This window comes from Kitasatospora sp. NPDC058965 (genome assembly GCF_042741245.1).
Taxonomy (GTDB): Bacteria; Actinomycetota; Actinomycetes; order Streptomycetales; family Streptomycetaceae; genus Kitasatospora.
Genome location: NZ_JBHYKG010000101.1, coordinates 1 through 26,792, shown reverse-complemented (window position 1 = coordinate 26,792; position 26,792 = coordinate 1). Strand labels below are relative to the sequence as shown.

At 74.1% G+C, this 26,792-nt stretch carries 24 protein-coding genes and 1 tRNA gene; 16 read left to right on the top strand and 9 right to left on the bottom strand.

The window, feature by feature from the left end; genetic code table 11:
• Positions 1-436 precede the first annotated feature (436 nt).
• The 4 genes from ACFW1A_RS18720 (at position 437) to ACFW1A_RS18705 (ending at position 5,415) form a co-directional block, all read left to right on the top strand.
• Complete coding sequence (locus ACFW1A_RS18720; RefSeq protein WP_380410188.1) at positions 437-2,074, top strand: APC family permease; 1,638 nt, start codon at positions 437-439, stop codon at positions 2,072-2,074.
• Between the two features lie 74 nt (positions 2,075-2,148).
• Positions 2,149-2,988 carry an SAM-dependent methyltransferase gene (locus ACFW1A_RS18715; RefSeq protein WP_380410187.1) on the top strand — a complete coding sequence of 280 codons (840 nt, stop codon included), beginning with the start codon at positions 2,149-2,151 and terminating at the stop codon, positions 2,986-2,988.
• Between the two features lie 115 nt (positions 2,989-3,103).
• Complete coding sequence (locus ACFW1A_RS18710; protein WP_380410186.1) at positions 3,104-4,363, top strand: esterase/lipase family protein; 1,260 nt, start codon at positions 3,104-3,106, stop codon at positions 4,361-4,363.
• An 11-nt stretch (positions 4,364-4,374) separates the two neighbouring features.
• A complete protein-coding gene (locus tag ACFW1A_RS18705; protein ID WP_380410185.1) occupies positions 4,375-5,415 on the top strand; it encodes an alpha/beta fold hydrolase in 1,041 nt (346 codons plus the stop codon).
• A gap of 6 nt (positions 5,416-5,421) precedes the next feature.
• On the opposite strand, the gene ACFW1A_RS18700 is transcribed toward ACFW1A_RS18705, so the two are convergent.
• The 5 genes from ACFW1A_RS18700 to ACFW1A_RS18680 form a co-directional block, all read right to left on the bottom strand.
• On the bottom strand, positions 5,422-8,904 hold the full coding sequence (locus ACFW1A_RS18700; RefSeq protein ID WP_380410184.1) for an NACHT domain-containing protein: 3,483 nt from the start codon (positions 8,902-8,904) through the stop codon (positions 5,422-5,424).
• Positions 8,905-9,255: 351 nt separating this feature from the next.
• A complete protein-coding gene (locus ACFW1A_RS18695) occupies positions 9,256-9,705 on the bottom strand; it encodes an SRPBCC family protein (protein ID WP_380410183.1) in 450 nt (149 codons plus the stop codon).
• Between the two features lie 4 nt (positions 9,706-9,709).
• Positions 9,710-9,871, bottom strand: coding sequence for a hypothetical protein (locus tag ACFW1A_RS18690; RefSeq protein ID WP_380410182.1), 162 nt, complete (start codon positions 9,869-9,871; stop codon positions 9,710-9,712).
• Between the two features lie 95 nt (positions 9,872-9,966).
• The gene (locus tag ACFW1A_RS18685) at positions 9,967-10,665 is read right to left on the bottom strand and encodes a transcriptional regulator (protein WP_380410181.1); all 699 of its coding nucleotides are present in this window, start codon (positions 10,663-10,665) and stop codon (positions 9,967-9,969) included.
• Between the two features lie 77 nt (positions 10,666-10,742).
• Positions 10,743-11,651, bottom strand: coding sequence for a glutaminase (locus tag ACFW1A_RS18680; RefSeq protein ID WP_380410180.1), 909 nt, complete (start codon positions 11,649-11,651; stop codon positions 10,743-10,745).
• 78 nt (positions 11,652-11,729) lie between these two features.
• Between ACFW1A_RS18680 and ACFW1A_RS18675 the strand changes: the two genes are divergently transcribed.
• On the top strand, positions 11,730-12,596 hold the full coding sequence (locus ACFW1A_RS18675) for an Fpg/Nei family DNA glycosylase (protein ID WP_380410179.1): 867 nt from the start codon (positions 11,730-11,732) through the stop codon (positions 12,594-12,596).
• A 99-nt stretch (positions 12,597-12,695) separates the two neighbouring features.
• Positions 12,696-14,324, top strand: a complete 1,629-nt coding sequence (locus ACFW1A_RS18670; RefSeq protein WP_380410178.1) for an AMP-binding protein — start codon at positions 12,696-12,698, stop codon at positions 14,322-14,324.
• Positions 14,325-14,342: 18 nt separating this feature from the next.
• Here ACFW1A_RS18670 and ACFW1A_RS18665 read toward each other — a convergent pair whose 3' ends face one another.
• Both ACFW1A_RS18665 and ACFW1A_RS18660 read right to left on the bottom strand, forming a co-directional pair.
• On the bottom strand, positions 14,343-16,451 hold the full coding sequence (locus tag ACFW1A_RS18665; protein ID WP_380410177.1) for an elongation factor G-like protein EF-G2: 2,109 nt from the start codon (positions 16,449-16,451) through the stop codon (positions 14,343-14,345).
• Positions 16,452-16,529: 78 nt separating this feature from the next.
• A complete protein-coding gene (locus tag ACFW1A_RS18660) occupies positions 16,530-18,053 on the bottom strand; it encodes an MFS transporter (protein ID WP_380410176.1) in 1,524 nt (507 codons plus the stop codon).
• Between the two features lie 288 nt (positions 18,054-18,341).
• On the opposite strand from ACFW1A_RS18660, the gene ACFW1A_RS18655 reads away from it, so the two are divergent.
• From ACFW1A_RS18655 to ACFW1A_RS18620, 8 genes are all read left to right on the top strand, one after another.
• Positions 18,342-18,512, top strand: coding sequence for a hypothetical protein (locus ACFW1A_RS18655; protein ID WP_380410175.1), 171 nt, complete (start codon positions 18,342-18,344; stop codon positions 18,510-18,512).
• Positions 18,513-18,519: 7 nt separating this feature from the next.
• On the top strand, positions 18,520-19,224 hold the full coding sequence (gene pqqC / locus ACFW1A_RS18650; RefSeq protein ID WP_380410174.1) for a pyrroloquinoline-quinone synthase PqqC: 705 nt from the start codon (positions 18,520-18,522) through the stop codon (positions 19,222-19,224).
• A 36-nt stretch (positions 19,225-19,260) separates the two neighbouring features.
• Positions 19,261-19,620, top strand: coding sequence for a pyrroloquinoline quinone biosynthesis peptide chaperone PqqD (pqqD, locus tag ACFW1A_RS18645; protein ID WP_380410173.1), 360 nt, complete (start codon positions 19,261-19,263; stop codon positions 19,618-19,620).
• Positions 19,617-20,729 (top strand): pyrroloquinoline quinone biosynthesis protein PqqE, encoded by a 1,113-nt coding sequence (gene pqqE, locus ACFW1A_RS18640; RefSeq protein ID WP_380410172.1) that lies wholly within the window; start codon positions 19,617-19,619, stop codon positions 20,727-20,729. The genes pqqD and pqqE overlap by 4 nt, the downstream gene beginning before the upstream one ends.
• 12 nt (positions 20,730-20,741) lie before the next feature.
• On the top strand, positions 20,742-21,647 hold the full coding sequence (gene pqqB / locus ACFW1A_RS18635) for a pyrroloquinoline quinone biosynthesis protein PqqB (protein WP_380410171.1): 906 nt from the start codon (positions 20,742-20,744) through the stop codon (positions 21,645-21,647).
• Positions 21,648-21,703: 56 nt separating this feature from the next.
• The gene (locus tag ACFW1A_RS18630) at positions 21,704-21,934 is read left to right on the top strand and encodes a hypothetical protein (protein WP_380410170.1); all 231 of its coding nucleotides are present in this window, start codon (positions 21,704-21,706) and stop codon (positions 21,932-21,934) included.
• Between the two features lie 85 nt (positions 21,935-22,019).
• Positions 22,020-22,514 (top strand): hypothetical protein, encoded by a 495-nt coding sequence (locus ACFW1A_RS18625; RefSeq protein WP_380410169.1) that lies wholly within the window; start codon positions 22,020-22,022, stop codon positions 22,512-22,514.
• 353 nt (positions 22,515-22,867) lie between these two features.
• A tRNA-Leu gene (locus ACFW1A_RS18620) sits at positions 22,868-22,954 on the top strand.
• Between the two features lie 333 nt (positions 22,955-23,287).
• Here ACFW1A_RS18620 and ACFW1A_RS18615 read toward each other — a convergent pair.
• On the bottom strand, positions 23,288-24,286 hold the full coding sequence (locus tag ACFW1A_RS18615; protein WP_380410189.1) for an alpha/beta hydrolase: 999 nt from the start codon (positions 24,284-24,286) through the stop codon (positions 23,288-23,290).
• Positions 24,287-24,633: 347 nt separating this feature from the next.
• Here ACFW1A_RS18615 and ACFW1A_RS18610 point away from each other — a divergent pair, with 347 nt between their 5' ends.
• Positions 24,634-24,912 carry a hypothetical protein gene (locus tag ACFW1A_RS18610; protein ID WP_380410168.1) on the top strand — a complete coding sequence of 93 codons (279 nt, stop codon included), beginning with the start codon at positions 24,634-24,636 and terminating at the stop codon, positions 24,910-24,912.
• 152 nt (positions 24,913-25,064) lie between these two features.
• On the opposite strand, the gene ACFW1A_RS18605 is transcribed toward ACFW1A_RS18610, so the two are convergent.
• A complete protein-coding gene (locus tag ACFW1A_RS18605; protein WP_380410167.1) occupies positions 25,065-25,658 on the bottom strand; it encodes an MBL fold metallo-hydrolase in 594 nt (197 codons plus the stop codon).
• A 91-nt stretch (positions 25,659-25,749) separates the two neighbouring features.
• On the opposite strand from ACFW1A_RS18605, the gene ACFW1A_RS18600 reads away from it, so the two are divergent.
• Positions 25,750-26,706 carry a GlxA family transcriptional regulator gene (locus ACFW1A_RS18600; protein WP_380410166.1) on the top strand — a complete coding sequence of 319 codons (957 nt, stop codon included), beginning with the start codon at positions 25,750-25,752 and terminating at the stop codon, positions 26,704-26,706.
• Positions 26,707-26,792: the final 86 nt, after the last annotated feature.

The window sequence follows — 26,792 nt, the reverse complement described above, 5'->3', positions numbered from 1 at the left end:
GGCGTCCGGTCCGGGCATCCTCAGATTCCGCTCTGGATTTGAGCGGAATCTGAGCTGAATAGTCGTCACAATCCGGTTGCGGCGGCGGCGCGCGCCCACCGAGCACCCCAATTGACGGCGGGCCGCGATGCATCGCTATGCGTGTTCAACAAAAAATATAACCCGATCGCGAGCGGCATAATCCGACAGCCGCCGCGAAAGCTCAAATGCGGCTCAGATATTGGTACGGACCTCGTGGCGGAGTAAGCGGTGAACTGCCTTGGTGGCACTGACATGCGCGGATACTCGCTGGTAGCGGACTCGGCCGGCTCTCAAGAATGTGTGCTATGGGCCCGGCAGAACATAACTATTCGGAATTTGGGTCTTTGCAGATCCCTAATCGCCCGCTAGCGTTCACCGCACTCTCACCCGCCATCTTTGAAGAGGGTCCCCACACATGGCAGTTGTTGACAAAATAGCCTCGCAGGGCGTCGGAACCGGCTCCAAGCTGAAGCGCGACATCGGACTGGTAGGCCTGCTCTGGGCCTCGGTCGGGTCGATCATCGGATCCGGCTGGCTCTTCGGGGCGAAGAACGCGGTGGTGGTCGCCGGCCCGGCGGCCGTCGTCTCGTGGGGGATCGGGGCGGTCGCGATCGTCCTGCTCGCACTGGTGCACGCGGAGCTCGGTGGACTGTTCCCGGTGTCGGGCGGCACCGCGCGGTACCCGCACTACGCGTTCGGCGGCCTGGCCGGCATGAGCTTCGGCTGGTTCTCCTGGCTGCAGGCGGCCACCGTGGCGCCGATCGAGGTCGAGGCCATGATCGGCTACTCCAAGTCGGTCTTCCCCGGCCTGCAGCACGACAACGGCACACTGACCGTGACCGGCTTCCTGGTCGCCGTCGTGCTGATGGCGGTCTTCGTCGCCGTCAACTTCCTGGGCGTCCGACTGCTGGCGCTCACCAACAGCGTGGCCACCTGGTGGAAGGTCGCCGTCCCGCTGGCCCTGATCTTCATCCTGGCGCTGACCCACTTCCACCCGGGCAACTTCACCTCGCACGGCTTCATGCCATTCGGCGTCAAGGGCGTGCTCGGCGCGATCAGCACCAGCGGCATCATCTTCTCGCTGCTCGGCTTCGAGCAGGCGATCCAGCTCTCGGGTGAGAGCAAGAACCCGAAGCGGGACATCCCGCGCGCGGTGATCGGCTCGGTGGTGATCGGCACCCTGATCTACACCCTGCTGCAGGTCGTCTACATCGGTGCGCTGCCCGGCAGCTCCTTCGTCAAGGGCTGGGCCGACCTCGCCTACCAGGGCATCGAGGGTCCGTTCGCGGGCCTGGCCACCGTGATCGGCCTGGGCTGGCTGGCCCTGATCCTGCGCGCCGACGCGGTGATCTCCCCCGGTGGCACCGGCCTGATCTACACCACCTCCACCTCGCGGATCTCCTACGGCCTGAGCCGCAACGGCTACACCCCGAAGATCTTCGAGAAGACCGACGGCAACGGCGTGCCGTGGTTCGGCCTGATCATGGCCTTCGTCACCGGTGTGATCTGCTTCCTGCCCTTCCCGAGCTGGCAGAAGCTGGTCAGCTTCATCTCCTCGGCCAGCGTGCTGATGTACGCCGGCGCCCCGCTGGCGCTGGGCGCCTTCCGCAAGCGCCTGCCGGGCCGCGAGCGCCCGTACCGGCTGCCCGCCGCCGAGATCATCTCCCCGGCCGCCTTCGTGATCGCCGGTCTGATCATCTACTGGTCCGGCTGGGACACCCTGTGGCGCCTGGGCGTGGCGATCCTGATCGGCTACCTGCTGCTCGGCAGCTACGCGCTCTACGCGATCACCAAGGGCCTGCCGAACGCGCCCAAGCTCAACTGGAAGGCCGCGCAGTGGCTGCCGGTCTACCTGGTCGGCCTCGGCGTGGTCTCGAAGCTGGGCGGCTTCGGCCAGGGCTCGCTGAGCATCATCCCGCTGTACGTGGACATGGCGCTGGTGGCCGCCTTCTCGCTGGCGATCTACTACTGGGCCCGCGCGGTGGCGCTGCCCGTCGAGGAGATCGAGGAGAACGTCGGCGCGATCGAGGTGGTCGACGCGGGCGGGCACTGACGCTCCGTCAGCTCCACTGCGGCCGAGGGCGCGCCCCCCGCGAGGGTGGCGCGCCCCCGGCGTACCATCCCCTCGTGACGACCGAGCAGATACCCGAGGGCGTGGGCCGCACCGCGATCGGCGTGGCCCGGGTGCGCGCGCTGGAGAGCGCCCGCCCCGACCGCCTCTTCGACGACCCGTACGCCGCCGCCTTCGTGCGGGCCGACGGCCCCCCGGACCCGGCGCCCCGGCCCGAGCCGACGCCCGCCCGGATCGCGATGGCCCGCCACCTGATCGTCCGCACCCGGTTCTTCGACGACTACCTGCTGGCCGCCGCCCGGGGCGGCTGCACCCAGGTCGTGCTGCCCGCCGCGGGCCTGGACACCCGGGCCTACCGACTGGACTGGCCGGCCGGCACCCGGGTGTTCGAGCTCGACCTGCCCGAGGTGCTCGCCTTCAAGGAGCGGGTGCTGGCCGAGCAGGGCGCCGAACCCACGGCCGGGCGGACGGCGCTCGCCGTGGACCTGCGCGAGGAGTGGACCGGCGCGCTCACCGCCGCCGGCTTCGACCCGGCGCGGCCCACCGTCTGGCTGGCCGAGGGCCTGCTGGTCTACCTGGGCTCCGACGAGGTCGCGGCCCTGCTCACCGCCGTCACCGCGCTCAGCGCCCCCGGCAGCCGGCTGGCGATCACCCACGGCCTGGGCACCGACGCCCACCGGGGGCGGGCGCCCCAGCCCGACGACCCGAGCACCGACCCCACCTTCGCCCCGGTGATCAAGCTCTGGCGCGGCGGACTGGCCGAGGACCCGGTCAGCTGGCTCGGGCAGCGCGGCTGGCGCGCCGAGCGGCACGACCGCGCGCTGCTCGCCGTGGAGTACGGCCGTCCCGCCGACTACCTGAGCCCCCAGCGCAGCTTCGTCACCGCCGAACGGTAGGTGGCCGGCGCACACACCGGGTCGCCCGGGGTGTGCGCCGCCGCCATGGGGGTGACACTCCGTCAGCCCTACCGTGTCCCGCACGGGAACCTCGGCGTGGAGGAGTGGACGCGGGATGCGCAGACACATCGGCTGGCTGCTGGCGGCGGTACTGGCGCTGACCGGTGCCCTGGTCCAGGCGGGGCCGGCCGCGGCGGCGGTGCCGTCCTACCTGACCATGGAGGCGAGCTACGGCGGCGTCGCCAACGGCTGGGACCACGTCGAGCGGTACCTGGACAGCACGCCCGGCTTCCACCAGGAGCAGTACCCCCAGGACGGCCGCGGCGACCAGGACGGCCAGCGGCTGACGTTCTTCGGCGGCGTCAAGGAGCCCTTCTCCGGCCGCTTCCTGCTCTACTCGGCGCCCGGCTGGAACACCGGCAGCCACCAGGTCCCGGTGCTGCTGGTGCACGGCGCCAACGACAACCCGGACCGGGCCTGGGCCAACCCCGGCGAGTCCGGCGGCTACGGCTGCGGCGCCGCCTCCTGCCCGAGCACCGGGCTGATGCAGTACCTGTCCGGGCGCGGCTACCGGGTCTTCGCGATCGGCTTCGCGCACAAGCAGGGCGACAACCTGATGCAGGCCCAGGAGGTCGGCGACGCGGTCGCGCTGATCAGGGCCAAGCTCGGCGTCGCCAAGGTCGACCTGGTCGGCTGGAGCAAGGGCGAGATGTCCACCCGGGCCTACGTCTCCTCGGTCAAGCCCTCGTGGGGCCGGTCCTACGCCGGCGACGTGCGCAAGCTGATCACCCTGGGCGGCCCGAACGGCGGCTACGACTACCCCTTCGCGCACGGCTGGGCGCACGACTTCTCGATCTGGCCGGAGTGCGGCGGCGCGGTCAACGCCCCCTCCCCGCACCTGCACATGACCTGCTACGGCACGTACACCGCGCACCCCGAGTTCTCGTTCACCCCGACCGGCGGCTACGACGACTACCCGGGCCAGCGCCAGATGCTGGCCCGCTTCGACTCGGTCTACGGGGTCGACCAGAGCCAGCAGGACTGGTACACCACCTACTACGGCGGCCAGGGCTTCTACACCGACGGCGGCGGCATCCAGGCGGCGATCGACGCCGGCTCGCTGATCGCCCCGCTGCAGCGGGCCGGGGTGCCCGCCGCGGTGACGGGCTACCTGCTGGCCGGCGGCACGCCCAGCATCGTCGGCATCTTCAACGAGGACCGCGGGCCCAGCGACGGCGTGGTCTTCGAGTCCAGCGCGCTGGACACCACCGGCTACGGCACGGTCGGCGGCACCGCGCTGATCGCCACCGCCAACCACCTGGAACTCGGCTGGGACGGCGCGGCCGCCGCGCAGGTCGCCGGCTGGCTGAACTGAGGGCACGTCACATGACCATCGCCACCATCGCCGAACGGCTGGTCACCACCGACCGGCTGACCGTCCACTACGCCGAGATCGAGGGCCGCACCGGTGAGCCGGTGGTCCTGGTGCACGGCAACGTCTCCGCCGGGGCCTTCTGGCACCCGACCATGGCCGAGCTGCCCGCCCGCTACCGCCCGCTCGCCCCCGACCTGCGCGGCTTCGGCGGCACCGAACCCCTCCCGGTGGACGCCACCCGCGGCCTGCGCGACCACGGCGAGGACGTGCTCTCGTTCGTCCGCGCGCTCGCGCTGGGCCCGGTCCACCTGGTCGGCTGGAGCATGGGCGGCGGGGTGGCGCTGCACCTGCTGCGCGACCACCCCGAGCTGGTCCGCTCGCTCACCCTCGTCAACCCGATCTCGCCGTACGGCTTCGGCGGCACCCACGGGGCGGACGGACGGCTCAACTCGCCCGACGGCGCCGGCTCCGGCGGTGGCGCCGCGGCCCCCGAGTTCGTCCGGCTGCTGCGCGAGGGCGAGCTGGGCGCCGACTCGCCGTTCGCGCCGCGCACCGTGCTGGACACCGCCTACGTCAAGGAGCCGCTGGCCGACCCGGACCGCTACCTGGCCGCCATGCTGACCACCCGGACCGGGGAGGACCACTACCCCGGCGACACCCGCCCGAGCGGGGCCTGGCCCGGCTTCGCCCCGGGCAGCCGCGGCGTGCTCAACTCGATGGCGCCGACCCACTTCCGGATCGACGACCTGGAGGCGGTCGACCCCAAGCCCCCGGTGCTGTGGATCCGCGGCGCGGCCGACGTGATCGTCTCCGACACCTCCCTCTTCGACCTGGCCCACCTGGGCGCGCTGGGCGTCGTCCCGGACTGGCCGGGCGCCGACGTCTGCCCCGCCCAGCCCATGGTGACCCAGACCCGCGCCGTGCTGGCCCGCTACGCACGGGCGGGCGGCCCGGTCCGCGAGGTGGTGGTCGAGGACGCCGGGCACAGCGTGCACCTGGAGCGGCCGCGGGAGTTCCTGGCGGCACTGGTGGGGGTGCTGGGCGGGGAGTGACGGCCCTCAGGGGGTGCGCTGGAAGCCGAGCCTCGGCGGAGCGGGCCGGGCCTGCCGGTCCGGCCCGTCCGCGGGCCCGTCCTCCGGCTCGGCGGAGGCCCGGAGCCAGGCCCGCATCTGGCGCAGGCGCAGGCGTTTGGCGGGAGAGGACTCGGTGCCCAGCAACTCCTCGATCCAGCCGAGTGCCTCGGGGACGGCGCCGGCCTGCTCCAGGTCCTCCAGCAGCCGCCACTCCTCGTCGTGGGGCGGAATGATGTTGGCCATGACGTCGCGCCAGATCCGCAGCGCGGCCCGGCGCTCGCCGATGGAGGCGAGGGTGCGGGCGAACTCGCGCAGCTTGGCGACACCGATGCGGGGGTGGGACAGCGCGAGCTCGACCGCGCCCTTCACCTGTGCGCGACCGTCGATCAGGACCGGTACGGCGAGCGCTCCCACCAGGTGCTCGTCGGCCGCGTGCGGCGAGGCGAGCACCTCGTCGGTCAGCCGCCGGGCGAGCGGGTGCCACGCGTCGCCGTCCTGCTCGATCAGGGCGGTGAGCACGCCGACCGTCCAGAGCACGTCGGGGGCCGACTGCGCCAGGCCCGCGGCGAGCACCTCCAACGCCTCGGCGGCGTCGATCTTGAGCAGCACGCCGGCGGCCCGCTCGTAGTAGCCGGCCGCTCCGTGCGGGGTCCGCAGCGCCCGCTGCGCGAGGACCCGCGCGGCCGACCGGGCGCCGCCGTTCAGCAGTTCCTCGGCCGTGCGGGCCAGGTTGAACGGCTCCACCCGGTCGCCGTCCTCGAGCAACTGCATGATCTCGGGCGCCGCACCCGGCCCCTCGGCGGCCAGCCAGACCGCCACGGCCAGGGCCGCGGGCACCGGGGACGGGTCGAGCCCGGCGACGGCCGTGCGGGCCCACCGGGCGGCCTCCTCGGTGGCCCCCGACTCCGCGGCGGCCCTGAGCAGGTCGGCCGTGTACCAGCGCTCGTGGCCCGCCGCCGGGCCGCACCGGTGGAACGCCTCCAACAGGGGCCTGCGGTCGGCGGCCTTGTCGGACTTGGGCCACTGCTGGGCCACCTGCTGCAGGTAGTAGCCGGTGGTCTCCGGCGCGACGAGCACGGCTTCGAAGGTGCGCCGGGCCTCCTCGGTCGCCCCCGACTCCTGCAGCACCCGGGCCACCTCGACCGCGCCGGCCGCCAGGTGGCCGCGGTGCTGCACCGCCAGGTCCCGGATGGCCGGTGCGGCGTCCGGCGCGGCCCGCAGCCAGGCCTCCGCGGCGATGGCCCGGTCGGCCCCCTCGGCGGACGGGTCGGCCAGCAGCCGCCGGCTCTGCTCGACCGCCTCGGCGGTGCACCCGATGATCTCCAACGCCCGCGCCATCCGGGCCCGGTCCCAGTTGTGGTGCCAGGGCCGCTCCGCCAGCTCCGCGGCGCGCTGCCGGACCGCCTCCTGGGCGGCGCTGCTGACCGTCAGCGAGATGGTGGCCGCCCTGGGCAGCAGGCCGTAGGTGTCCGACAGCGCCGTGGCCAGCAGCTGTTCGGCCTCGGCGACCGGTACGCAGCGGGTCAACGCGCCCACCGCGAGCAGCCGCAGCACCGTGCTGAGCTCCGGCGCGGTCGACAGCCGCCGGAGCACCTGCACCACCGCCGGGTCCGGCGTCAGGGCGGCCATCGCCTGGATCGCCGATTCCACGACGTTGGGGTCGTTGCGGGCGTCGGCCTCCAGCCGCTCCACCAGCCGGGCGCGGCGCTCCGCCCCCACCGCGGCGCCCTCCGCGATCAGCTGGCCGGCCAGCGTGTAGTGCTCCGACTGCACCCCGTCCAGCAGGTGATCGATGATCAGGTCCGCCGAGCACTCCGCCCGCTCCGCCCACAGCCGGAAGGTGAAGACGGCCAGCGTCTGCTCCGCCTCGCGGCCCGCCCGGCGCACCCAGGTCGCCAGGTCCGGGAAGTCGGCCGGGATCTCGCGCGCGTAGGAGAGCGCCGCCAGGAACTCGGCGAAGGAGTGGTGCAGGAACCGCAGGTCCTCGCCTTGCTGCACCAGCAGGCCGGTGCCCAGCAGGGTCTGGTGCAGCTCCCGCTCGTCCGTGGTCAGCCCCTGCTCCCGGGCCCACGCGCGCGCCGCCGCCCGGAGCGAGCCGTCCTGCTCGATCCGGTGCCGCCCCAGGGCCTCCAGCAGCAGCTGCGGCTGGGACCCGGTCCGCCGCAGCAGGTGCTCCAGGAAGCGCCGGTACAGGCTGACCCGGTTGGACGGCAGCGCCCGGTCCGGCTCCAGGGTGGCGCCGACCGCGGCGATGGTGGCCAGCAGCGGGTTGCGGACCAGCTCCTTCAGCCGGCCGTCCGCCACCTCCTGGAGGAAGCGGCCCGCGGCGGGGCCCTCGGCGTCCTGCGCGGTGAACCACTGTTCGGCGAAGTGGCGCAGTTCCGCCTCGCTGAACGGTTCCATCCGGTAGCCGCCGAAGCCGGCCGCGCGCAGCGGCGCGAGCTCGCTCTCCGGCAGTGGCCGGCTGGTGATCAGGAACCGGTAGGCGCTGTCGGCGCGGGCGTGCTGGGCGACCGCCCGGATGATCCCGGCCCGCTCCTGACGGTCGGTCACCTCGTCCAGTCCGTCCACCAGCACCAGCCACCGGCTGCCCTGGACCCGGCCGGTGAACAGGCCCGGTTCCGGCTCGGCGATCAGGCTGTGCCCCAGGCTGCGCCGGGTCGCCTCGCACAGGGCGGCGCTCCACGAGCTGCCCTCGCCGACCAGCGTGCGGGCGGCGATCCGCAGCGGGACCAGCGGTTCCGCGGTGGGTGCGGCCGCCGTGCCGGTCGCGCGCAGCCAGATCCGGGCCAGCAGCCAGGTCAGGTGGTTGGCCAGGGTGGACTTGCCGGAGCCCGGCTCCCCGGTGACCAGCAGGTGCACGTGACGGTCCAGCACATCGGTGGCCGGCAGCACGGTGTCCCGGTCGGGGGCCGGCACGCCCGTGCCCTGGCGGTCGCCGGCCGTGCCGGTCTTGGCCTTGCGGTCGTCCTCGCCGCTCCCGGCCGCCTCCCGCAGTGACTGTGCCCGCACCTGCTGGCGCACGTAGATCGCCGACAGCGGCGGCTCCACCACGTCCAGCACGTCGTACGGCAGCCGGTCCACGGAGGCGGCCTGGGCCTCCAGCAGGTTGCGCAGCAGCGGCCCGGGCTGCGGCAACTGGTCCCAGGACTCCAGCCGCGCGGTCTCCGCCGCGCGCTGCGCCGCCGCCGACCGCTCCAGGGCGAGCTTGGCCCGCTGCCAGATCGGCACCACCTCGGCCGGGTCGCGGTCCAGCGCCCCGGCGAAGGCGCGCAGCGCCGCGAGCGTGGGCAGCCGGGCCGCGTTGTGCAGGTCGTAGACGAGGGCCTTGTCGAACAGGCCCGCCTGCACGAACGCGTTCGCCGACCGGTACCCCTTGCTCAGCAGCGCCTGCCGGAACCAGTCCGCGAGCTCCGCCAACTCCGGGTACCGCTGCTGCACGCCCTTCGACGGACGCCCCCCAGGCATCGCATCCCCACCCAACTGCTCGGTTTCCCAAGGTTTCCCGAGCCTAGTCGGAAACGACGGGCCGGCGACAGCCTGGGGGTGGGACGAACCGTCGCCGCACCTGGGAGGGGAACGAGATGAGCCTGCTGGACCTGATCACCACCGCGTGGCCCGCGGCGCCGCTGACCGCCGCGGCCGCCGTGTTGCGAGCTTGGATCGCCCACCGCACGGCCGTCCGCCTGGCCGCGGAGCGGACCAGGAGGACGGGGTTGGCACTGGCCGGGACCGCTCCGGCGCGGGTGGCGGACGTGGTGCGGGCCTGTGCGGAACTGGAAGCGGCGGTCGGCGCCGACCACGCCTGCGGTCGGTCGGTCAGTCGCCGCCGGGGAGCGGGCGTTCGGCCTCGACCAGGGCCTTGAACTGCTCCAGGTCGTGGCGGACGGTGCGCTCGATGGCGCCGGACTGGGCGAATCCGTGCGGGCCGCCGAAGGTGTCCTGCACGGCGGCGGGCTCGTACTCCACCCGGACCTGGAGCTGGGTGGACCCGGTGTCCAGCTCGCGCAGCACCACGGTGCCGTGCAGGTGGGCGCTGTCCAGGGTGCGCCAGTCCATCACCTGGTTGCCGCCGAGGTCCTTGATCGCGGTCTCGAAGATCCGCTCCTGGCCGTCCACCTCGATGTCCAGGTGAGCCCGGTGCTCGCCGTGCGAATGGGCGTGCCGGACGCCGTCCACGAAGCGGGGGTAGTCCTGGACCCGGTGCAACTGCTCCCAGGCCACCTGGACCGGGACGTCGATGTCGATCTGCTCTTCCAGGGTGTGCATCCGATCACTCCGCGTCCTCGTAGGGGTCGCCTTCCGCGCGGGTCTCGTCCTGGGCGTGCCGCACCTGCTCGGAGGTGATGCCCTCCAGACCGACGGTCGCCTCCTCGACGGCCGTCTTGGTGGGTTGCTCGCTCTCACCGGGGGGCTCGGGGTTGATGGTGGACATCATTGCCTCCCCACGCTTCAGGGGCCGGCCGGGATGGCCCGCCGACCCCTCCAGCCTGCGCCCGCCCCGAGCACCGGGGCAACCAGAGCGGTGCCTCAGGCCAGGCCGAGGCCCGGGTCCACCGCGGGTTCGGCGGCGGGGGAGAGGTCGGCCAGGGTGTTCCAGAACATCAGCTCGTAGTCCTGGAGCAGGCGCCCGTACTCGCGGCCGGCGGCCAGCCGGGACCCGTCCAGGCCGGTGCCGGCGACCACCCGGACGGCCTCCTCCTCCAGCTCGGGGGCCGGGGTGGCGAAGAAGTCGAAGAAGGCGCAGGCGGTGTCGGAGAAGCCGTACTGGCGGCGCAGCGCCCGCGCGGTGACCGCGCAGTACTCGCCCCAGGCGGCGAAGTTGGCGGCCAGCGCGAGCACCACCGCGGCGGGCTCGCCGTTCAGCGCCAGCCAGGCGAGCTGGTGCGGGTAGGCCTGGCAGCCGGCCAGCGGGGCGCGCCCGCGCAGCTGGGTCTCGGACAGGCCGCAGGCGGCCGCGAAGCCGGAGAGCGCGGCCAGCGCCAGCGACTCGCCGTCGGCCAGCTTGGCGAAGTACCCGCCGGCCGGCGCGTCCGCGCAGCGCGCGGCCAGCACCAGGAAGCTGCGCCGGTCGCTGCGGATGATCCGGTACTGCTGGGCGGCCAGTTCGGCGAGCACCGACACCGGTGCGCTGCCCTCCTCGATCCGCGGCACCAGCCGGTTGGCCGACTCCGCCGGGGCCAGCTCGGCCCGCAGCTCCAGCAGGGCGTCACGGGGCGTCGGGGACATCGGCGGCTCCTGATCGTCGGGCGGGCCCCAGGCTAACCGGCGCCGCGCCGCACCCCGGGCAGGCCGCTGACGTGTCGTCAGAAGATCGACCAGCCGGTGGCCGTGGTGAACGCGTCCAGCGCCGCCACCGCACCCACCGAGTTGCCCGCCCGGTCCAGCGCCGGCCCCCAGGCGCAGAGCGTGCCGCGGCCCGGGACCACGGCGAGGATCCCGCCGCCGACCCCGCTCTTGCCCGGCAGCCCGACCCGGTAGGCGAAGTCGCCGGCGGCGTCGTAGGTGCCGCAGGTGAGCAGCACGGCGTTGATCCGCTTGGCCTCGCTGCGCGACAGCAGCCGGCTGCCGTCCCGGCGCAGCCCGTGCCGGGCCAGGAAGAGCCCGGCCAGCGCCAGGTCGCGGCAGGAGGCGGTGATCGCGCAGTGCGCGTAGTAGTGGCCGAGCACCGCCTCGACCGGGTTCTCCAGGTTGCCGTAGCTGGCGATGAAGTGGGCCAGCGCGGCGTTGCGGTGCCCGTGCTCGGCCTCGGAGGCGGCCACCACCAGGTCGGTGTCCAGGCGCGGGTTGCCGGACTCGGCGCGCAGGAACTCGCGGACCGCGCCGGCCGCGTCGCCGGTGAGGGTGAGCAGGCGGTCGGTGACCACCACGGCGCCGGCGTTGATGAACGGGTTGCGCGGGATGCCGTGCTCGGACTCCAGCTGGACCAGCGAGTTGAACGGGGTGCCGGACGGCTCGCGGCCGACCCGGTGCCACAGCGCCTCGCCGGTGGCCAGCGCGAGCGCGAGGGTGAAGAGCTTGGAGACGGACTGGATGGAGAAGGCGGTCTGCCAGTCGCCGATCCCGTGCACCTCGCCGTCCACCGTGGCCAGCGCTAGCCCGAAGGCGTTCGGGTCGGCCGCGCCGAGGGCCGGGATGTAGTCGGCCACCCGGCCGGTGGCCAGGGTCGGGCGGGCGGCCTCGTAGGCGCGCTGCAGTTCACCGCGATAGTCCATGTGATCACCATATTTCCTGCCTGGTGAGTCCTGGTGTGGCGCCGTCCGCCGACGGGGTGGGCGGGGCAGACTGGAGGCGTGCCGGAGCTGCCCGAAGTCGAAGCCCTGTCCGCGTTCCTGACCGAGCACCTGGTCGGGCACGCGATCGGCCGGGTGCACGCGGTGGCCGTCAACGTGCTGAAGACCTACGACCCGCCGGTCACCGCGCTGGAGGGCCGCACCGTCACCGGGGTCGGCCGGCGCGGCAAGTTCCTGGTGATCACGACCGACGACCTGCACCTGGTGGTCCACCTGGCCCGGGCCGGCTGGCTGCGCTGGCAGCAGAAGCTCCCGGCCGAGCCGCCGCGGCCCGGCAAGGGCCCGCTCGCGCTGCGGGTCGTGCTCGCCGACGTCCCCGGGACGGGCTTCGACCTGACCGAGGCCGGCACCCAGAAGCGGCTGGCCGTGTATTGCGTCACCGACCCCGACCAGGTGCCCGGCATCGCCCGGCTCGGGCCCGACCCGCTGGCGGCGGACTTCACCCAGGACGCCCTCGCGGCCCTGCTGCGCGAGGAGAAGCGCCAGCTCAAGGGCGTGCTGCGGGACCAGAGCGTGCTCGCCGGGATCGGCAACGCCTACTCCGACGAGATCCTGCACGCCGCCCGGCTCTCCCCGTTCAAGCTCGCCGCCAGGCTCACCGGGGCCGAGCTGACCACCCTGTACGGGGCGATCGGCGCCACCCTGCGCGACGCGGTCGACCGCTCCCGGGGCCTGGCGGCCGGCGAGCTCAAGGCGGAGAAGAAGACCGGTCTGCGGGTGCACGGGCGGGCCGGCCAGCCCTGCCCGGTCTGCGGCGACACCGTCCGCGAGGTCTCCTTCGCGGACTCCGCCCTGCAGTACTGTCCGACCTGCCAGACCGGGGGCAAGGTGCTGGCGGATCGTCGGATGTCGCGGCTGCTCAAGTGACCGGGCCCGCGGGTATGGCCGTGGCGGCGCTGGGTATGGCACCCTCGCCCCGCTGATCAGCTGATCATCACCCCCGCCACACCTGTCCGGAGCCGCCCGATGACCGCCGCCGTCCCGCTCAGCCACGCCCACGGAGCCACCGAACCGCCGCTGCGCACCGAGACCATCGGCGCCGACCTGGCCCGCACCGTCGCCGCCCACGGCGACCGCGAGGCGCTGGTCGACCTGCCCAGCGGTCGGCGCTGGACCTACGCCCAGCTGCTCGCCGACGTGGACGTGGTGGCCCGCGGCCTGCTCGCGCTCGGCGTGCGCACCGGGGACCGGGTCGGCATCTGGTCGCCGAACTGCCCGGAGTGGGTGCTGCTGCAGTACGCCACCGCGCGGATGGGCGCGATCCTGGTCAGCATCAACCCCGGCTACCGGACCCACGAGCTGGAGTACGTGCTGCGCCAGTCCGGGGTGCGCACCGTGGTCGCGATGCCCGCCTACAAGACCTCCGACTACGCCGGCATGCTGGCCGAGGCGCGGCCGAACTGCCCCGAGCTGCGCGACGTGCTGCTGATCGGCGAGGAGTCCTGGACCGGGCTGCTGACCGCGGGCCGGCAGGCCGGTCCGGCCGAGCTGGAGCGGATCACCGCGGGCCTGCGGCCCGACGACCCGATCAACATCCAGTACACCTCGGGCACCACCGGCTTCCCCAAGGGCGCCACCCTGTCGCACCGCAACATCCTCAACAACGGCTTCTTCGTCGCCGAGCTCTGCGAGTACACCGAGCAGGACCGGATCTGCGTCCCGGTCCCCTTCTACCACTGCTTCGGCATGGTGATGGGCAACCTCGCGGCCACCTCGCACGGCGCCTGCGTGGTGATCCCCGCGCCCACCTTCGACCCGGCCGCCACCCTGGCCGCGGTCGCCGCCGAGCGGTGCACCTCGCTGTACGGCGTGCCCACCATGTTCATCGCCGAGCTCAACGACCCCTCCTTCGACCGGCACGACCTCGGCTCGCTGCGCACCGGCATCATGGCCGGCTCGCCGTGCCCGGCCGAGGTGATGAAGCAGGTCATCGAGCGGATGAACATGCGCGACGTGTCCATCTGCTACGGCATGACCGAGACCTCCCCGGTCTCCACCCAGACCCGCACCGAGGACGGCTTCGAGCAGCGGATCCGCACCGTCGGCCGGGTCGGGCCGCACCTGGAGGTCAAGGTGGTCGACCCGGCCACCGGCGGCACCGTGCCGCGCGGCACCGCGGGGGAGCTCTGCACCCGCGGCTACTCGGTGATGCTGGGCTACTGGGAGGAGCCGGCCAAGACCGCCGAGGCGGTCGACCCGCAGGGCTGGATGCACACCGGCGACCTGGCGGTGATGGACCGGGACGGCTTCCTGGCGATCACCGGGCGGATCAAGGACATGGTGATCCGCGGCGGCGAGAACGTCTACCCGCGCGAGATCGAGGAGTTCCTGCTCACCCACCCCGACGTGCTGGACGCGCAGGTGATCGGGGTGCCGGACGAGAAGTACGGCGAGGAGCTGATGGCCTGGATCCGGCTGCGCCCCGGTGCGCCGGAGCTCACCGCCGAGGCGCTGCGCGCCTTCTGCACCGGTCGGCTGGCGCACTACAAGATCCCGCGCTACGTCCACCTGGTCGACGCGTTCCCGATGACGGTGACCGGCAAGGTGCGCAAGGTGGAGATGCGGGAGGAGTCGGTGCGGCTGCTCGGCGCCTAGCGCCGGCCCGGACCGACCCTAGCGGGCCGCCTTCTCGCCGGTGCCGGCCGCCTTCGCGGCCAGCGCCGGCGGCATCGGCTCGTAGCGCAGCGGGGAGCGGGTGAACGAGCCGGTGCCGTGGGTCAGCGAGCGCAGCTCGACGGCGTACCGGCTCAGCTCCAGCTCGGGCACCTCGGCGCGCAGCAGGCTGCGGCCGGGACCGGCCGGCTCGGTGCCCAGCACCCGGCCGCGCCGGACCGACAGGTCGTTGAAGACCCCGCCCAGGAACTCGTCCGGGACCAGCACGCCCACCTCCGCGACCGGCTCCAGCAGCCGCAGCGGGGTCTGGGCCGCCGCGTCCTTGAGTGCCATCGCGCCGGCGGTCTGGAAGGCGGCGTCCGAGGAGTCCACCGAGTGCGCCTTGCCGTCCAGCAGGGTGACCCGCAGGTCCACCAGCGGGAAGCCGTCGCCCACCCCGTGCTCCAGCTGGGCCCGCACCCCCTTCTCCACCGAGGGGATGTAGTGCCGGGGCACCGCCCCGCCCACCACCTTGTCCACGAACTCGAAGCCGCCGCCGGCCGGCAGCGGCTCCACCCGCAGCTCGCAGATCGCGTACTGCCCGTGGCCGCCGGACTGCTTGACCAGCCGTCCGTGCCCGGTGGCGGCGGCGCCGAAGGTCTGGCGCAGCGCCACCTGGTGGTCCTCCCGGTCCACCTGGACGCCGTGCTGCTCGGCCAGCCGGTGCAGCAGCACGCCCGCGTGCGCCTCGCCGGTGCACCAGAGCACCAGCTGGTGGGTGTCCGGGTTCTGCTCCACCCGGACCGTCGGGTCCTCGGCGGTCAGCCGGGCCAGTGCCTGGGCCAGCTTGTCCTCGTCACTGCGGCTGCGGGCCCGGACCGCGACCGGCAGCAGCGGCTCGGGCAGCTCCCAGCGCGGCAGGACGAGCGGCGCGGCCGGGTCGCACAGGGTGTCGCCGACCCGGGCGGTCAGCTTGCCGACGCAGGCCAGGTCGCCGGTCTGCGCCTGCGGGACGGCCCGCTGCAGCTTGCCGAACGGGCTGGTCAGCCCGGCCACCCGCTCCTCGGTGCGGCCCTGCGCCCCCGTCACCAGGACGGCGAGGTCGGGCAGCAGGGTGCCGGCCAGGACGCGGACCAGGCTGAGCCGGCCCACGTACGGGTCGCCGGTGTTCTGGACCACCTGGGCGGCCAGCGGGGAGCCGGGGCCCGCGCCCTCGGGCCGCCGGTCCAGCGGCTCGGGCAGCGGGCGCCCCGTCGGGTCCGGGAAGGTGTCGACGATCAGGTCCAGCAGGTCGACCGCGCCGGTGCCGTCCTCGGTGACCGGCAGCACCGGGTGGATGGTGTCGTGGCCCACCGCCCCGCGCAGGCCCGCGGTGAGCGCGCCCTCGTCCAGGGCCTCGCCGCCCAGGTAACGCTCCATCAGCTCGTCGTCCTCGCCGGCGATCGCCTCGACCAGCTGCTCACGGGCCGGTCCCGTGACCGGCAGCGGCTCGGCGGCCCCGTGCGTCTCGCCGGAGATCAGCTCGACCGTGCCGCGGACCCGACCGTCGGCGCGCACCGGCAGGTCCATCGGCTGCACCGAGTCGGGGCGGCCGTCGCCGAACGCCTGCCGACAGGCCGTCAGCACCTGGTCGAAGTCGGCCCGTGCCGCATCCATGTGGGTGACGGCGACGGCGCGCGGCAGGCCGGCGGCGGCGCACTCGCGCCAGAGCGCCATCGTGGGCGAGCTCGGCCCGGTGCTGTCGGCGTCGTCGAGGAAGTCCATGGCGGAGACCACGAAGACGGCGGCGTCGGCGGCGTGCAGACCCGCCCGCAGCTCACCGGCGAAGTCGGCGTGCCCGGGCGGGTCCAGCAGGTTGATCTTGACGCCGCGCCACTCGACCGGGACCAGCGAGAGGCGGACCGAGCGCTGCTGCTGGTGCTCGATCTCCTCGTGGTCGCTCACCGTGCTGCCCTCGCCGACCCGCCCGGCCCGGGTCAGCGCGCCCGCGGCCAGCGCCAGCGACTCGGTGAGGGTGGTCTTGCCCGAGCCGCTGGGGCCGACCAGCACCACGTTGCGCAGCTGCTCCGGTCCGGGCGCGGCGGGCGCGGGACCGGCAGCCCCCGATCGGGACGTTGCTCGCTCGGACATCGCGGCGCTCCTCGGCGGGTCGGGATGGGCCGGCTGGCCACCGTTCCGAGCTTTCCACCGCCGCGGGTGGTCGGCCATTCAGGCGCTGACCGGCTGCTTCCCAGGAGTGGCGGCGGGGGCGGCGGGGGCCGTCCGCGCGCGGGCCAGGACCAGCGCCGCGACCACGGCGAGGGCGGTGGCGCCGGTGATCGCCCACCAGGCGTGGTGGAACGCGGCCAGCGCCTGCGGGGCCGAGCGCGGGGTGCCGAGCACGCTGACGGTCACGGCCACGCCGATCACCGCGCCGATCTGACGGCCCATCGTGGTGACCGCCGAGCCGGTGGCGAACCGGGTGGGCGGCAGTGCGGCCGCCGCGGCGCCGATCAGGGTGGGCAGGGTCAGGCCGACGCCGAGGCCGGTGAGCAGCATGCCGGGCAGCAGTCCGGCCGGGTAGTCGGGCGCGGTGCCGACGGTCAGCGCCCACCAGGCGATGCCGGCGCCGAAGCAGAGCAGGCCGAGCGCGGCGAGCGGGCCGGGGCCGAGCCGGCGCTGCAGCGGGCCGGCACCGAGCGCGATCGGCGGCACCAGCAGCGGGCCGGGGGCGACGGCCAGGCCGGTGCGCAGCGCCGAGTAGCCCCAGACCTGCTGGCACCAGAGCACCGAGGTGAGCAGCATCCCGGCGAAGGCGACGGTGAAGAGCAGCGCGGTGGCGTTGGCGGCGGCGAAGACCGGCACCCGCAGCAGCGGCAGTTCGACCACGGGCGCCGGGTGGTGGGCCGAGCGGCGCAGGAAGCCGGCGGCCAGCACGGCGGCGCCGGCCAGGCAGCCGAGCACGCCGGGTGAACCCCAGCCCCAGGCGGCGGACCTGACCAGGCCGACCGCCAGCAGGGCGATCGCGGCGGTCAGCAGGGCGGCGCCGGCCAGGTCGGGCCAGGGTTCGGGGGCCGGGGCGGTCGGGGCGGTGGGGGTGGTGGGGGTGGTCGGGGTGGTGGTGCTGCTGGAGCCGGTCGGGGCGGCGGCCGCGGGCCGGTCGGTGGACGCGGGTGCGGGCCGGCGGGGCAGCACCCGGCGGCCGGCCAGCAGCGCGGCGGCGCCGACCGGGAGGTTCACCAGGAAGACCCAGCGCCAGTCGGCCTCCACCAGCAGGCCGCCGAGCACCGGGCCGAGGCCCGCGGCGATCCCGCCGATCGAGGCCCAGGCGCGGACCGCGCGCGGGCGCCGCTCCGGTGCGGTGGCGCCGAGCAGCAGGGCCAGCGAGGTGGGCAGCAGCAGCGCTGCGCCGGCGGCCTGCAGCAGTCGGGCACCGACCAGCCAGGGCACCCCGGGGGCCAGCGCGCAGAGTGCGGAGGAGGCGGTGAACAGGGCCAGGCCGGTGAGGAACCCGGTGCGGTGGCCGACCCGGTCGGCGATCCGGCCGGCCGGGACCAGCAGCGCGGCGAAGACGATCGCGTAGCCGTTCAGCACCCAGGACAGGTCGGCCAGGGTGCTGCCGTGGAACTGCTGGTTCATCGCGGGGAGGGCCACGTTGACGATGAACAGGTCGAGGTTGGAGACGAAGACGGCGGCGGCGACCACGAGGAAGGTGGCGCGGGCATGCGGGTTTGGATTTCCAACTATCGGCATGGGGGGAGGGTAGTGCGAGTGGGTTTGGAAACACAACTCACTCGGGTGGGGCGGGTGCGGCCGGCGGTGCGCCCGACCGGTGCCGGACCCCGGGTAGGGGTGCCGGACTGGGGGCTCCGAGGCTCACGACTGGGGGCTCGCGGAGGTGTGGACGGCGCCTCAGCTGCCGATATTCACTCCTGCCGGTGATTGTGCGGCTACCCGAAGTGGTGGATGCTGGGACTTGGCCGTATACGCAGCAGTGCGCCCGGGTGCCCGGATACACCGCCGTTCGGATCGGAGTCGCTGATGACCAGTCACCTGACGTGTGCCGAGGCGCCGGTGGCGCCGGCCCAGCCCGGCGCGAGCGAGGTCGAGCCCGTCGCGGCCGAGCCCGCGGTGCGCCGTCCCTGGGTGGCGCCCAGCGCCTGCGCCGTCGAGCTCGCGCACGAGGTCACGGCGTACGCAGGTCGGCGGTAGCCGCGCCATGACCGCCCTGGAGCCGTTGAGCACCGCCGACTTCGCCGCCGCCCTCTACGCGCACTCGGAGCGGTACTGGCACAACCACCCGCTTCACCTGAGACTCCATCAGGGCCTGCTCGGTGAGGCCGAGTTGCGCTCCTGGATCGCCAACCGCTGGTACTACCAGAAGTGGCTGCCGCAGAAGGACGCGGCGGTGCTGGCCAACTGTCCGGTGCCCGAGGTCCGCCGCCGCTGGGTGCGCCGGATCCTCGAGCAGGACGGTCTGGCCTTCGGCCACGGCGGCAACGCCGACTGGCTCGCCCTGGCCGAGGCCGCCGGCCTCAGCGTGGCGGAGGTGGTGGACGAGCGCCACGTCCTCCCCGGGGTGCGCTTCGCCACCGACGCCTACGTCCAGTTCGCCCGCACCCGCCCGTGGATCGAGGCGGTGGCCGCCTCGCTCACCGAGCTGTTCTCGCCCGAGCTGATGCGCGAGCGGTTGGGCGCCCTGCACACCCACTACAGCTGGATCGATCCCGCGGGCCTGCGCTACTTCGAGCAGCGCCCGGCAGTGGCCGATGCCGACGCCGCGCACGCGATGGAGCTGGTCACCACGTACTGCACCACGCGCGCCCAGCAGGACGCGGCCGTCGCCGCCCTCTCCTTCAAGTGCGACGTGCTCCGGGCGATGCTGGACGCCGTCGAGCACACGCACCTCGGCGCGAGCGTCTGAGTCGGCGGTGGTGGCGATGGTGCGGTGGAGGCGGCGATGGCGGGGGTGATGGCGGCGCTGGGCGGGGCGCAGACCCATCCGCCGGTTCCGGTCACACCGTCGCCCGGCTCGGACCTCGGGCCGACGTGGCGGCTGCGCCGCGGGGTGCGGCTCTCCTACGACCAAGTGCGCAGGCAGCCGATCCTGCTCCACCCCGAGGGCGTGGTGCTGCTGAACGAGACGGCAGCCGCCGTGCTCGCACTCTGCGACGGCCGGCGCAGCGCGGCCGGCATCACCGAGGAACTGCGCGGCGCCTACCAGGAGGTGGTGGCCGAGCACGTGCTGATCCTGCTCCAGGCGCTGGCCGAGCTGGGGCTGGTCGAGCGTCGGTTGGCGCTGATCGGCGGGGGCGGATGAGTGCGGACCCCCGCCCGCTCGGGCTGCTCGCCGAACTCACCTACCGCTGCCCGCTGGCCTGCGGCTACTGCGCCAACCCGCTCGCGCTGGAGGAGTACGCGGCCGAGCTGAGCCTCGCCGAGTGGACCGGGGTCTTCGCCGAGGCCCGCGCGCTCGGCGTGCTGCAGGCGCACCTGTCCGGCGGCGAGCCGCTGGCCCGGCGGGACGTGGTGGCGCTGGTCGCCGCCGCCCACCAGCAGGGCCTGTACACCAGCCTGATCACCGGCGGTCAGGCGCTCACCGCCGAGCGGACCGGGGAGCTGGCCGCCGCCGGCCTCGACCACGTCCAGCTCAGCCTGCAGGACGCCGAGGAGGCGGCCGCCGACCGGATCGCCGGCCGCCCGGTGCACCGGCGCAAGCTGGCCGCCGCCGCCCTGGTGCGGCAGGCCGGTCTGGCCCTCACGGTCAACGTGGTGCTGCACCGGGCCAACATCGACCGGATCCCGCAGCTGGTCGAGCTGGCCCTCGCGCTCGACGCCGACCGGTTGGAGCTGGCCAATGCCCAGTACTACGGCTGGGCCGCGGTCAACCGCGCCGCCCTGCTGCCCACCCGGGCCCAACTGGCCGCGGCGGAGGAGGCGGTGGCGGCGGCCCGGGGCCGGTTCCCGGCCCTGGTCTACGTGCCGGCCGACTACTACGAGGAGTGGCCGAAGCCCTGCATGGCCGGCTGGGCCGCCCGCCAGTTGACCGTCGCACCGGACGGCCGGGTCCTGCCCTGTCCGGCGGCCGCCGCGTTGGCGGGTCCGGCGGCGCCCAACGTCCGGCGGGCCCCGCTGGCGGAGATCTGGTACGAGTCGGAGCTCTTCACCCGCTTCCGCGGCACCGGGTGGATGCCCGAGCCGTGCCGCAGCTGCGAGCGGCGCGAGGTGGACCACGGCGGGTGCCGATGCCAGGCCTTCGCCCTGACGGGGGAGGCGGGGGTGGCGGACCCGGTCTGCCGACTCTCCCCGCACCGGGGCCTGGTCGATGCCGTGCTGACAGATCCTCAAGTGACTGACCATCAGGCAATTGACCGGGTACCCATGGTGCCCCGCCCGGCGGGCCCGGTGCCCGTCCACGGGGCCGGGTAGGTCACCGTGCGGGTGCGCATCCTGGGAACGGCGGCCGGCGGCGGGCTGCCGCAGTGGAACTGCGGGTGCCCACCGTGCGAGCGGGCCCGGGCGTCGAGGTCAGGGGCGGCAGCGGACGGCTGGCGGACCCAGGAGTCGCTGGCGCTCAGCGTCTCCCCGGGCACCTGGTACCTGGTCAACGCCTCGCCCGAGCTGCGCGCCCAACTGCTCGCCGCCCCGGAGCTGGCACCGCCGCCCGGCACCCGGGACACCCCGGTCCGCGGCGTCCTCCTGACGGACGGCGAACTCGACCACACCGTCGGCCTGTTCGCCCTGCGCGAGGGGGCGGAGCTGGAGCTGCACGCGCCCGCCGCGGTGCTGGCCGCGCTCGGTGAGCAGTTTCCGCTGCGCGCCCTGCTGGCCCCGTACGGTGCGGTCCGCTGGCACCCGCTCGCCAGCGAGCGGTTCCTGCTGGACGGCGGCCGGCTGGCCGTCACGGTCCTGCCGATCGGCGACAAACGGCCGCGCTACGCCCGGGAGTCCACCGCCCCCGGTCCCTGGGTGGTGGCGTACCGCTTCGAGGAGGTCGCCACCGGCGCGGCCCTGGTCTACGCCCCGTCCCTGGCGCACTGGCCGCCCGGCTTCGACCGCTGGCTGGCGGGCGCCGGCTGCGTCCTGCTGGACGGCACCTGCTGGACGGACGACGAGCTGGTCCTGGCCACCGGCGGCACCGGCGCCACCGCCACCGCGATGGGCCACCTCCCGATCAGCGGCCCGGGCGGCAGCCTCGCCCGGTTCCGCGACTGCCCGGCCGAGCACCGGCTCTACACCCACCTGAACAACACCAACCCGCTCACCGACCCGGCCTCGGCCGCCGCGGCCGAACTGCGCCTGTCGGGCGTGTCGGTGGCCCGGGACGGCCAGGTGATCGAGCTCTGACTGCCGGGCTCGTCCGCCCGGGCCGGGAGGCGCGCCGCCACCCTGGATGCGGCCCCATGCGCACCTCGGTCAGCGCGCGACTGACTGACCACATCAAGCGCAGCCTGGCCACCCTGTCCTCGGTCGCCGTCGACCGCCTCGCAGCCCTCGTCCGCAACCGGCTCGAACGGCTCCAGTACCGCCCCGACATGCTCGACGGCTTCCTCACCGGGACCGGCGACTGTGCGGTCGGTGACCGGCCCTGGCCGGTAGCAGCCGGCGAGGTCGGTCCGCCGCGGGACTCTTGATGCCGTCGCGCGTGCACGGGCCGGCCCGTGGTGTCGGGGGGAGTTGATCTACTGTCTGCCGACGGACGGAGTGCGGGGAGAAGCCATGGGTGTGCTGACGGACTACTTCCGTGCGGCTGATGCGGCATCGGTCGTGCGGGCCCTCGTCCGGGAGGAGGGAGACTCCCCGATCGCTCACGGGCGCTCCGGGTTCGACGGGGTCGAGGCCAAGGGCGTGGATCCGTGCGTCGTCCTGGGGAAGCTGATCGCTGCCATCCGCGCAGTGCCGTGGCGAGTGGACCTGGTCGGGGAGACGACCGTGTGGCCGACCTCCCCGATGCCCGGCCCGGACGACCCCGACGCCGAGGAGAGCCCTTGGGCGACGGGGCCCTGGGTGGTCGAGCTGCACGCTCCGGTGCGGGACACCCTGGCGGCGGTGCACGACGCCGAAGTACCGGGCATCGTCGCGAGCTGGGCGCAGGCGGAGGAACTGCACGGAGCGGCCGCCGCGGACATGCAACCGGTGGCCGAGGGAATCATCGGGCTCGCCCGGCGGGCGCGCGCGGCCGGGGAGCAGCTCTACTGCTGGATGTGCCTGTGAGGCACGGTTGCGGCGCGCATCCTCGGCCGTGATCACGCGGCGGCTCCGGCGCCGTTGTTGCTGCAGATCGTCGCGCCGCGAGGCTGCCCGCAGGCGAGACAGCTCGCCGGGGGTCTTGCCATGGCGACGCGGGCCGAGTCGGCTGGACAACGGTGCGTGAGCGGCCGGACGACCCCTGGGCATCATGGGCACTCGACCGGTCCGGCATCGAGGCCGGCGATGCGGTTCCCTGCGAAGCGGCGACGGTTCGGACCGACGCGGGCGCGCCGATCCGGTGGAGCACTGCAGCGGGCCGGGACGGGGTGCGAAGAAGTACCCGAAAAACGGGCTAAGATCTACGACAACACCCAGATGCGCGGGTGGCGGAATAGGCAGACGCGCTGGATTCAGGTTCCAGTGCCCGCAAGGGCGTGGGGGTTCAACTCCCCCCTCGCGCACCACTGAGGCTGGTCGGTCCGAAAGGACCGACCAGCCTCGACGTTTTCCGCGGCGACGGACGGCAGCCCGGCGGACGTGACCGACAACGCACCGGGCGAACGGCCGGACCCCGACGGGCGCAGGCGTCGTTCCGGTCCTCCTCCGCGGCCGGCGGGGCCGTCAGCGCCCACCGGGATCATGGGGACATGAGGCCACTGATCGATCGCGCTGCAATGGAAGAGGCCTTTCCCGAGGGTGTCCTCCGCACGCCGGGCCACGTGACCGCCGGCATCGCCCACGCCCCGACCCGCGCGTTCCTGCGCGACGTCGGGCTGCCGGATCGCGAGCGGTGTGGATCAGGCTTGACCCCGGCTCGCCGACGGGTCGGCCAGGAGCCGCTCCAGCCAGCGGTGGCGGGCCGCGACGGCGTCCTGGCTGATCCGGGCCTCGGGGCACTCCCGGTCGAAGGCGTGGATCCCACCGGCCCAGACGTGCAGCTCGGCCCGGCCGCCGGCCTGCCAGATGCGGTCGGCGTAGGCGAGAATCTCGTCGCGCAGGCACTCGGCGGAGCCGACGTCGAGGAAGGCCGACGGCAGACCGCTCAGCTCGGTGGCGCGGGCGGGCGCGGCGTACGCGGGCACGTCCGGCCCGCCGCAGGCGTCGCCGAGGAGGGCGTTCCAGCCGAAGCCGTTGAAGCTGCGGTCCCAGAACTCGACCGCGTCCATCTGCAGCGCGGACGCGCTGTCGTTGCGGTCGTCGAGCATGGGGCTCATCAGCAGTTGGCCGAGCAGACGTGGGCCGCCCTTGTCGCGCAGGCTCAGCGCGAGCGCTGCCCCGAGGCCGCCGCCGGCGCTGTAGCCGGTGACGACGACGCGCTCAGGGTCGACGCCCAGCTCGTCCGCGTGGTCGACGACCCACTGCAGGCCGGCGCGGGCGTCGTCGATCTGCGCGGGGTAGGGGTTCTCAGGCGCGAGCCGGTAGCCGACGGAGACCAGCGTGGCCCCAAAGCGCTCGGCGGTCTCCAGCAGTTGGTCGAGCCCGTTGCGGTGGTCGTTGCAGAAGAAGCCGCCGCCGTGCAGGTGGTACAGCACCGGTCGGGAGGCGGGCGCGCCGACGGGGGTGCAGACCAGCAGTGGTATCTCCGGCGCACCGTCCAGACCCGGCACCGAGGGCTCGGAGACGGTGAACCTGCCGCCTCGGCCGAGGTCGCCGAGAGCTGCGACCGCGGCCTCGACCGACGCGCGAATCTCCGCCAGCTTCGTCACGCTCATCGGCGCCAGGTCCGGCTCCTCCGCCAGATAGGCGTCGTAGTCCGCCTGGAGTTCGGCATCCAGCGGAACGGGCACGGCAGGCAGCCCCGGTTCGAGATTCACGCGGGCACGCTAGCCTCCCGGCTGCCCGCCGGCCAGCGAATTTCGGACCGCTCCCCTCGGATGTCCCACGCGGGCAGCACATCGAACTCCCACCGGCTCGGGGTGTCCAACCCGCCGGCCGGTGCCGTCCGAGCCGCCACCGCTACCGCGGCGACCGTCGCCGGGCGGCCGGTGTTGCCGCGCTTCAGCAGCACCCGGCGCAGCGGCTCCAGGGCCTCGTTCAGTTCCGTCGCGCGAGCGTAGCCGCCTGTCCGACCGGGCGGTGCGAGTGTCGTGGCGTTTGGCGCGGGTGGTGACGCGGGCACCTGTGCGAGTGGCAGCATCGCCTCGTGATCAATCGCGATGAAGCAGGCGAAACTGCGGTTCAGGGAGGCGAGGTGGTCAAGGCGCTGCTGGCGGCGCTGGCGACCCTGGAGGATCTCGTTACGGTGGGGCACGACGCGCATGTGGCGCTGAGCACGCTGGAAGAGATCGCCCACGAGCTGGGCGGGATGGATGCGGGCGAGCGGCAGCGGTTCATTGCGGGGCTGGGGCGCGTCGCTGCGGAAGAGCCGGGTCGGGCCGCCTGGATCCGGGGGATTCCGGACGCACTGGGCCTTGGCCATTGAGGCCCGGGGGCACGCAACCTGCCGGCCGGGGCGGCCGACCGGCGGCAGCCCGACCGGTCATCGACGTCGGGCCTCCGTAGGGAACTCCCGGACGCCGGAGGGATCAGCAGAACCAGCAGGAGGAGGTTGCCCCCCTGGGGACGCGGCGCCGGCTAGCGCGGGGTGCTGTCGTCGGCCGTGAACGGGCTGCCGTGGCCCGGGACGATCAGGTCCGCGGCGGCCAGGACCCGCACGCGGGAGGCCCGCAGTTGGGCGCGGTCCGGGGCGACGGGGTCGTCGGCGGGGCCGTTCGCGTGCCACCAGAGGTCGCCGGCGAACGCGACCACGCCGGAGTCGGTGCCCGCCAGCAGGGTGATGTCCTCGGGGCTGTGGCCGGGGGAGCGGATCAGGCGCAGGGAGGGAGTGAGTTCGTGGCCTTCGGCGTCTCGGTTGGTCCACTGGTCGCCCCGGTACTCGACCTTGTGGTCGTGCACCCGGGCCCGGGGGAAGAGGCCGACGTTCATGGTGTTGTCCGGGTGGTGGTGGCTGAGCACCACGTCGGTGATGTCCTCGGGGGCCAGGCCCAGCTCGGCGAGCGGGCCGAGGATGTGGTCGGGGCCGGCGACCATGCCCGGATCGAAGATCACGTGCCGTCCCGCGTCGGAGACGTAGGAGACGGTCGCGGCGACGCCGGGGCCGGTGGCGCCCACGTAACCGGTGGTCAGGACCTTGTACACGGCGCTGCGGCCGAGCGGTGCGTCTGTCATGGGCTCCATCGTCGTGGTGTCGACGGTGGCGGACGAGTGGCACTGATGCCGATGATCGCAGGATTCGTGCCAGCTGTGCCAGACTGCGACCGTGCCGCCCTTCAAGACCGTCGCCGCCTACGCCCCGCCCGGGGTCGGCCTGCTCGCCGCCGGTATCGTCGCCGAGGTGTTCGGTCCGCACGGTACCGAGCTGCCCGGATTCGACTTCGCCTTGTGCACGGACCGGCCAGGACCGGTGCCCACCGACTGCGGTGTGCCGCTCGCTGTCGCGCACGGGCTGGACCGGCTCGCCGACGCCGATCTGGTGATCGTCCTGCCCGGGGTCGGATTCCGCACCCCGCCCGCTCCCGCCGTGCTCGACGTGTTGCGGGCGGCGCACGGGCGCGGCGCCGTGGTGGCGGCCCACTGTGTCGGCACGTTCGCGCTCGCCGCCGCCGGACTGCTGGCCGGCCGCCGGGCGACCACCCACTGGCGGTTCGCCGAACTGCTCGCCGCCCGCTACCCGGAGGTCGTCGTCGAGGCCGACGCGCTCTACGTGGACGAAGGGAGCGTCGTCACGGGAGCCGGAGCCGCAGCGGGCTTCGACCTGTGCCTGCACCTGCTGCGGCGCGAGCACGGCGCCGCGCTCGCCAACGCCGTCGCCCGGGACGTGGTGCTGCCCTCCCACCGCGACGGCGGGCAGGCCCAGTACCTCGCCGCGCCGGTGCCCGAGAACGGCCAGGACGAGCGACTCGCCGAGGTCCTCGCCTGGGCCCGCGCGCACCTCCACGAGCCACTGCCGGTCACCGAGCTGGCCCGCCGGGCCGTGATGAGCCGCCGCTCGTTCGCCCGCCGCTTCACCGCCGCGACCGGCACCACCCCGCACGCCTGGCTGCGCAGCCTGCGCCTCGGCCGGGCCGAGGAGCTCCTGGAGACCACGGACCTCCCGGTCGAGGAGATCGCCCGTCAGGTCGGTTACGGCAGTGCGGCCGTGCTGCGTGAGCAGTTCGTGCGGCGCCGGGGGGTGCCGCCGCGCTCCTACCGGCGCGCCTTCACCAGCACGCCGTAGCGGGACTGGCCGCGGACCTGGCTGCGGCCAGGGCCGCGCCGGGCGGTGGCCGGGCCGTGCCCGGTCGCCCGGCCCGCCGGCGGCCG

Coding starts and splice junctions, on each gene's coding strand:
- ACFW1A_RS18720 (WP_380410188.1), top strand. CDS start 437: ATGGCAGTTGTTGACAAAATAGCCTCGCAGGGCGTCGGAACCGGCTCC.
- ACFW1A_RS18710 (WP_380410186.1), top strand. CDS start 3,104: ATGCGCAGACACATCGGCTGGCTGCTGGCGGCGGTACTGGCGCTGACC.
- ACFW1A_RS18705 (WP_380410185.1), top strand. CDS start 4,375: ATGACCATCGCCACCATCGCCGAACGGCTGGTCACCACCGACCGGCTG.
- ACFW1A_RS18700 (WP_380410184.1), bottom strand. CDS start 8,904: ATGCCTGGGGGGCGTCCGTCGAAGGGCGTGCAGCAGCGGTACCCGGAG.
- ACFW1A_RS18695 (WP_380410183.1), bottom strand. CDS start 9,705: ATGCACACCCTGGAAGAGCAGATCGACATCGACGTCCCGGTCCAGGTG.
- ACFW1A_RS18690 (WP_380410182.1), bottom strand. CDS start 9,871: ATGTCCACCATCAACCCCGAGCCCCCCGGTGAGAGCGAGCAACCCACC.
- ACFW1A_RS18685 (WP_380410181.1), bottom strand. CDS start 10,665: ATGTCCCCGACGCCCCGTGACGCCCTGCTGGAGCTGCGGGCCGAGCTG.
- ACFW1A_RS18680 (WP_380410180.1), bottom strand. CDS start 11,651: ATGGACTATCGCGGTGAACTGCAGCGCGCCTACGAGGCCGCCCGCCCG.
- ACFW1A_RS18670 (WP_380410178.1), top strand. CDS start 12,696: ATGACCGCCGCCGTCCCGCTCAGCCACGCCCACGGAGCCACCGAACCG.
- ACFW1A_RS18665 (WP_380410177.1), bottom strand. CDS start 16,451: ATGTCCGAGCGAGCAACGTCCCGATCGGGGGCTGCCGGTCCCGCGCCC.
- ACFW1A_RS18660 (WP_380410176.1), bottom strand. CDS start 18,053: ATGCCGATAGTTGGAAATCCAAACCCGCATGCCCGCGCCACCTTCCTC.
- ACFW1A_RS18655 (WP_380410175.1), top strand. CDS start 18,342: ATGACCAGTCACCTGACGTGTGCCGAGGCGCCGGTGGCGCCGGCCCAG.
- pqqC (WP_380410174.1), top strand. CDS start 18,520: ATGACCGCCCTGGAGCCGTTGAGCACCGCCGACTTCGCCGCCGCCCTC.
- pqqD (WP_380410173.1), top strand. CDS start 19,261: ATGGCGGGGGTGATGGCGGCGCTGGGCGGGGCGCAGACCCATCCGCCG.
- pqqE (WP_380410172.1), top strand. CDS start 19,617: ATGAGTGCGGACCCCCGCCCGCTCGGGCTGCTCGCCGAACTCACCTAC.
- ACFW1A_RS18630 (WP_380410170.1), top strand. CDS start 21,704: ATGCGCACCTCGGTCAGCGCGCGACTGACTGACCACATCAAGCGCAGC.
- ACFW1A_RS18625 (WP_380410169.1), top strand. CDS start 22,020: ATGGGTGTGCTGACGGACTACTTCCGTGCGGCTGATGCGGCATCGGTC.
- ACFW1A_RS18605 (WP_380410167.1), bottom strand. CDS start 25,658: ATGACAGACGCACCGCTCGGCCGCAGCGCCGTGTACAAGGTCCTGACC.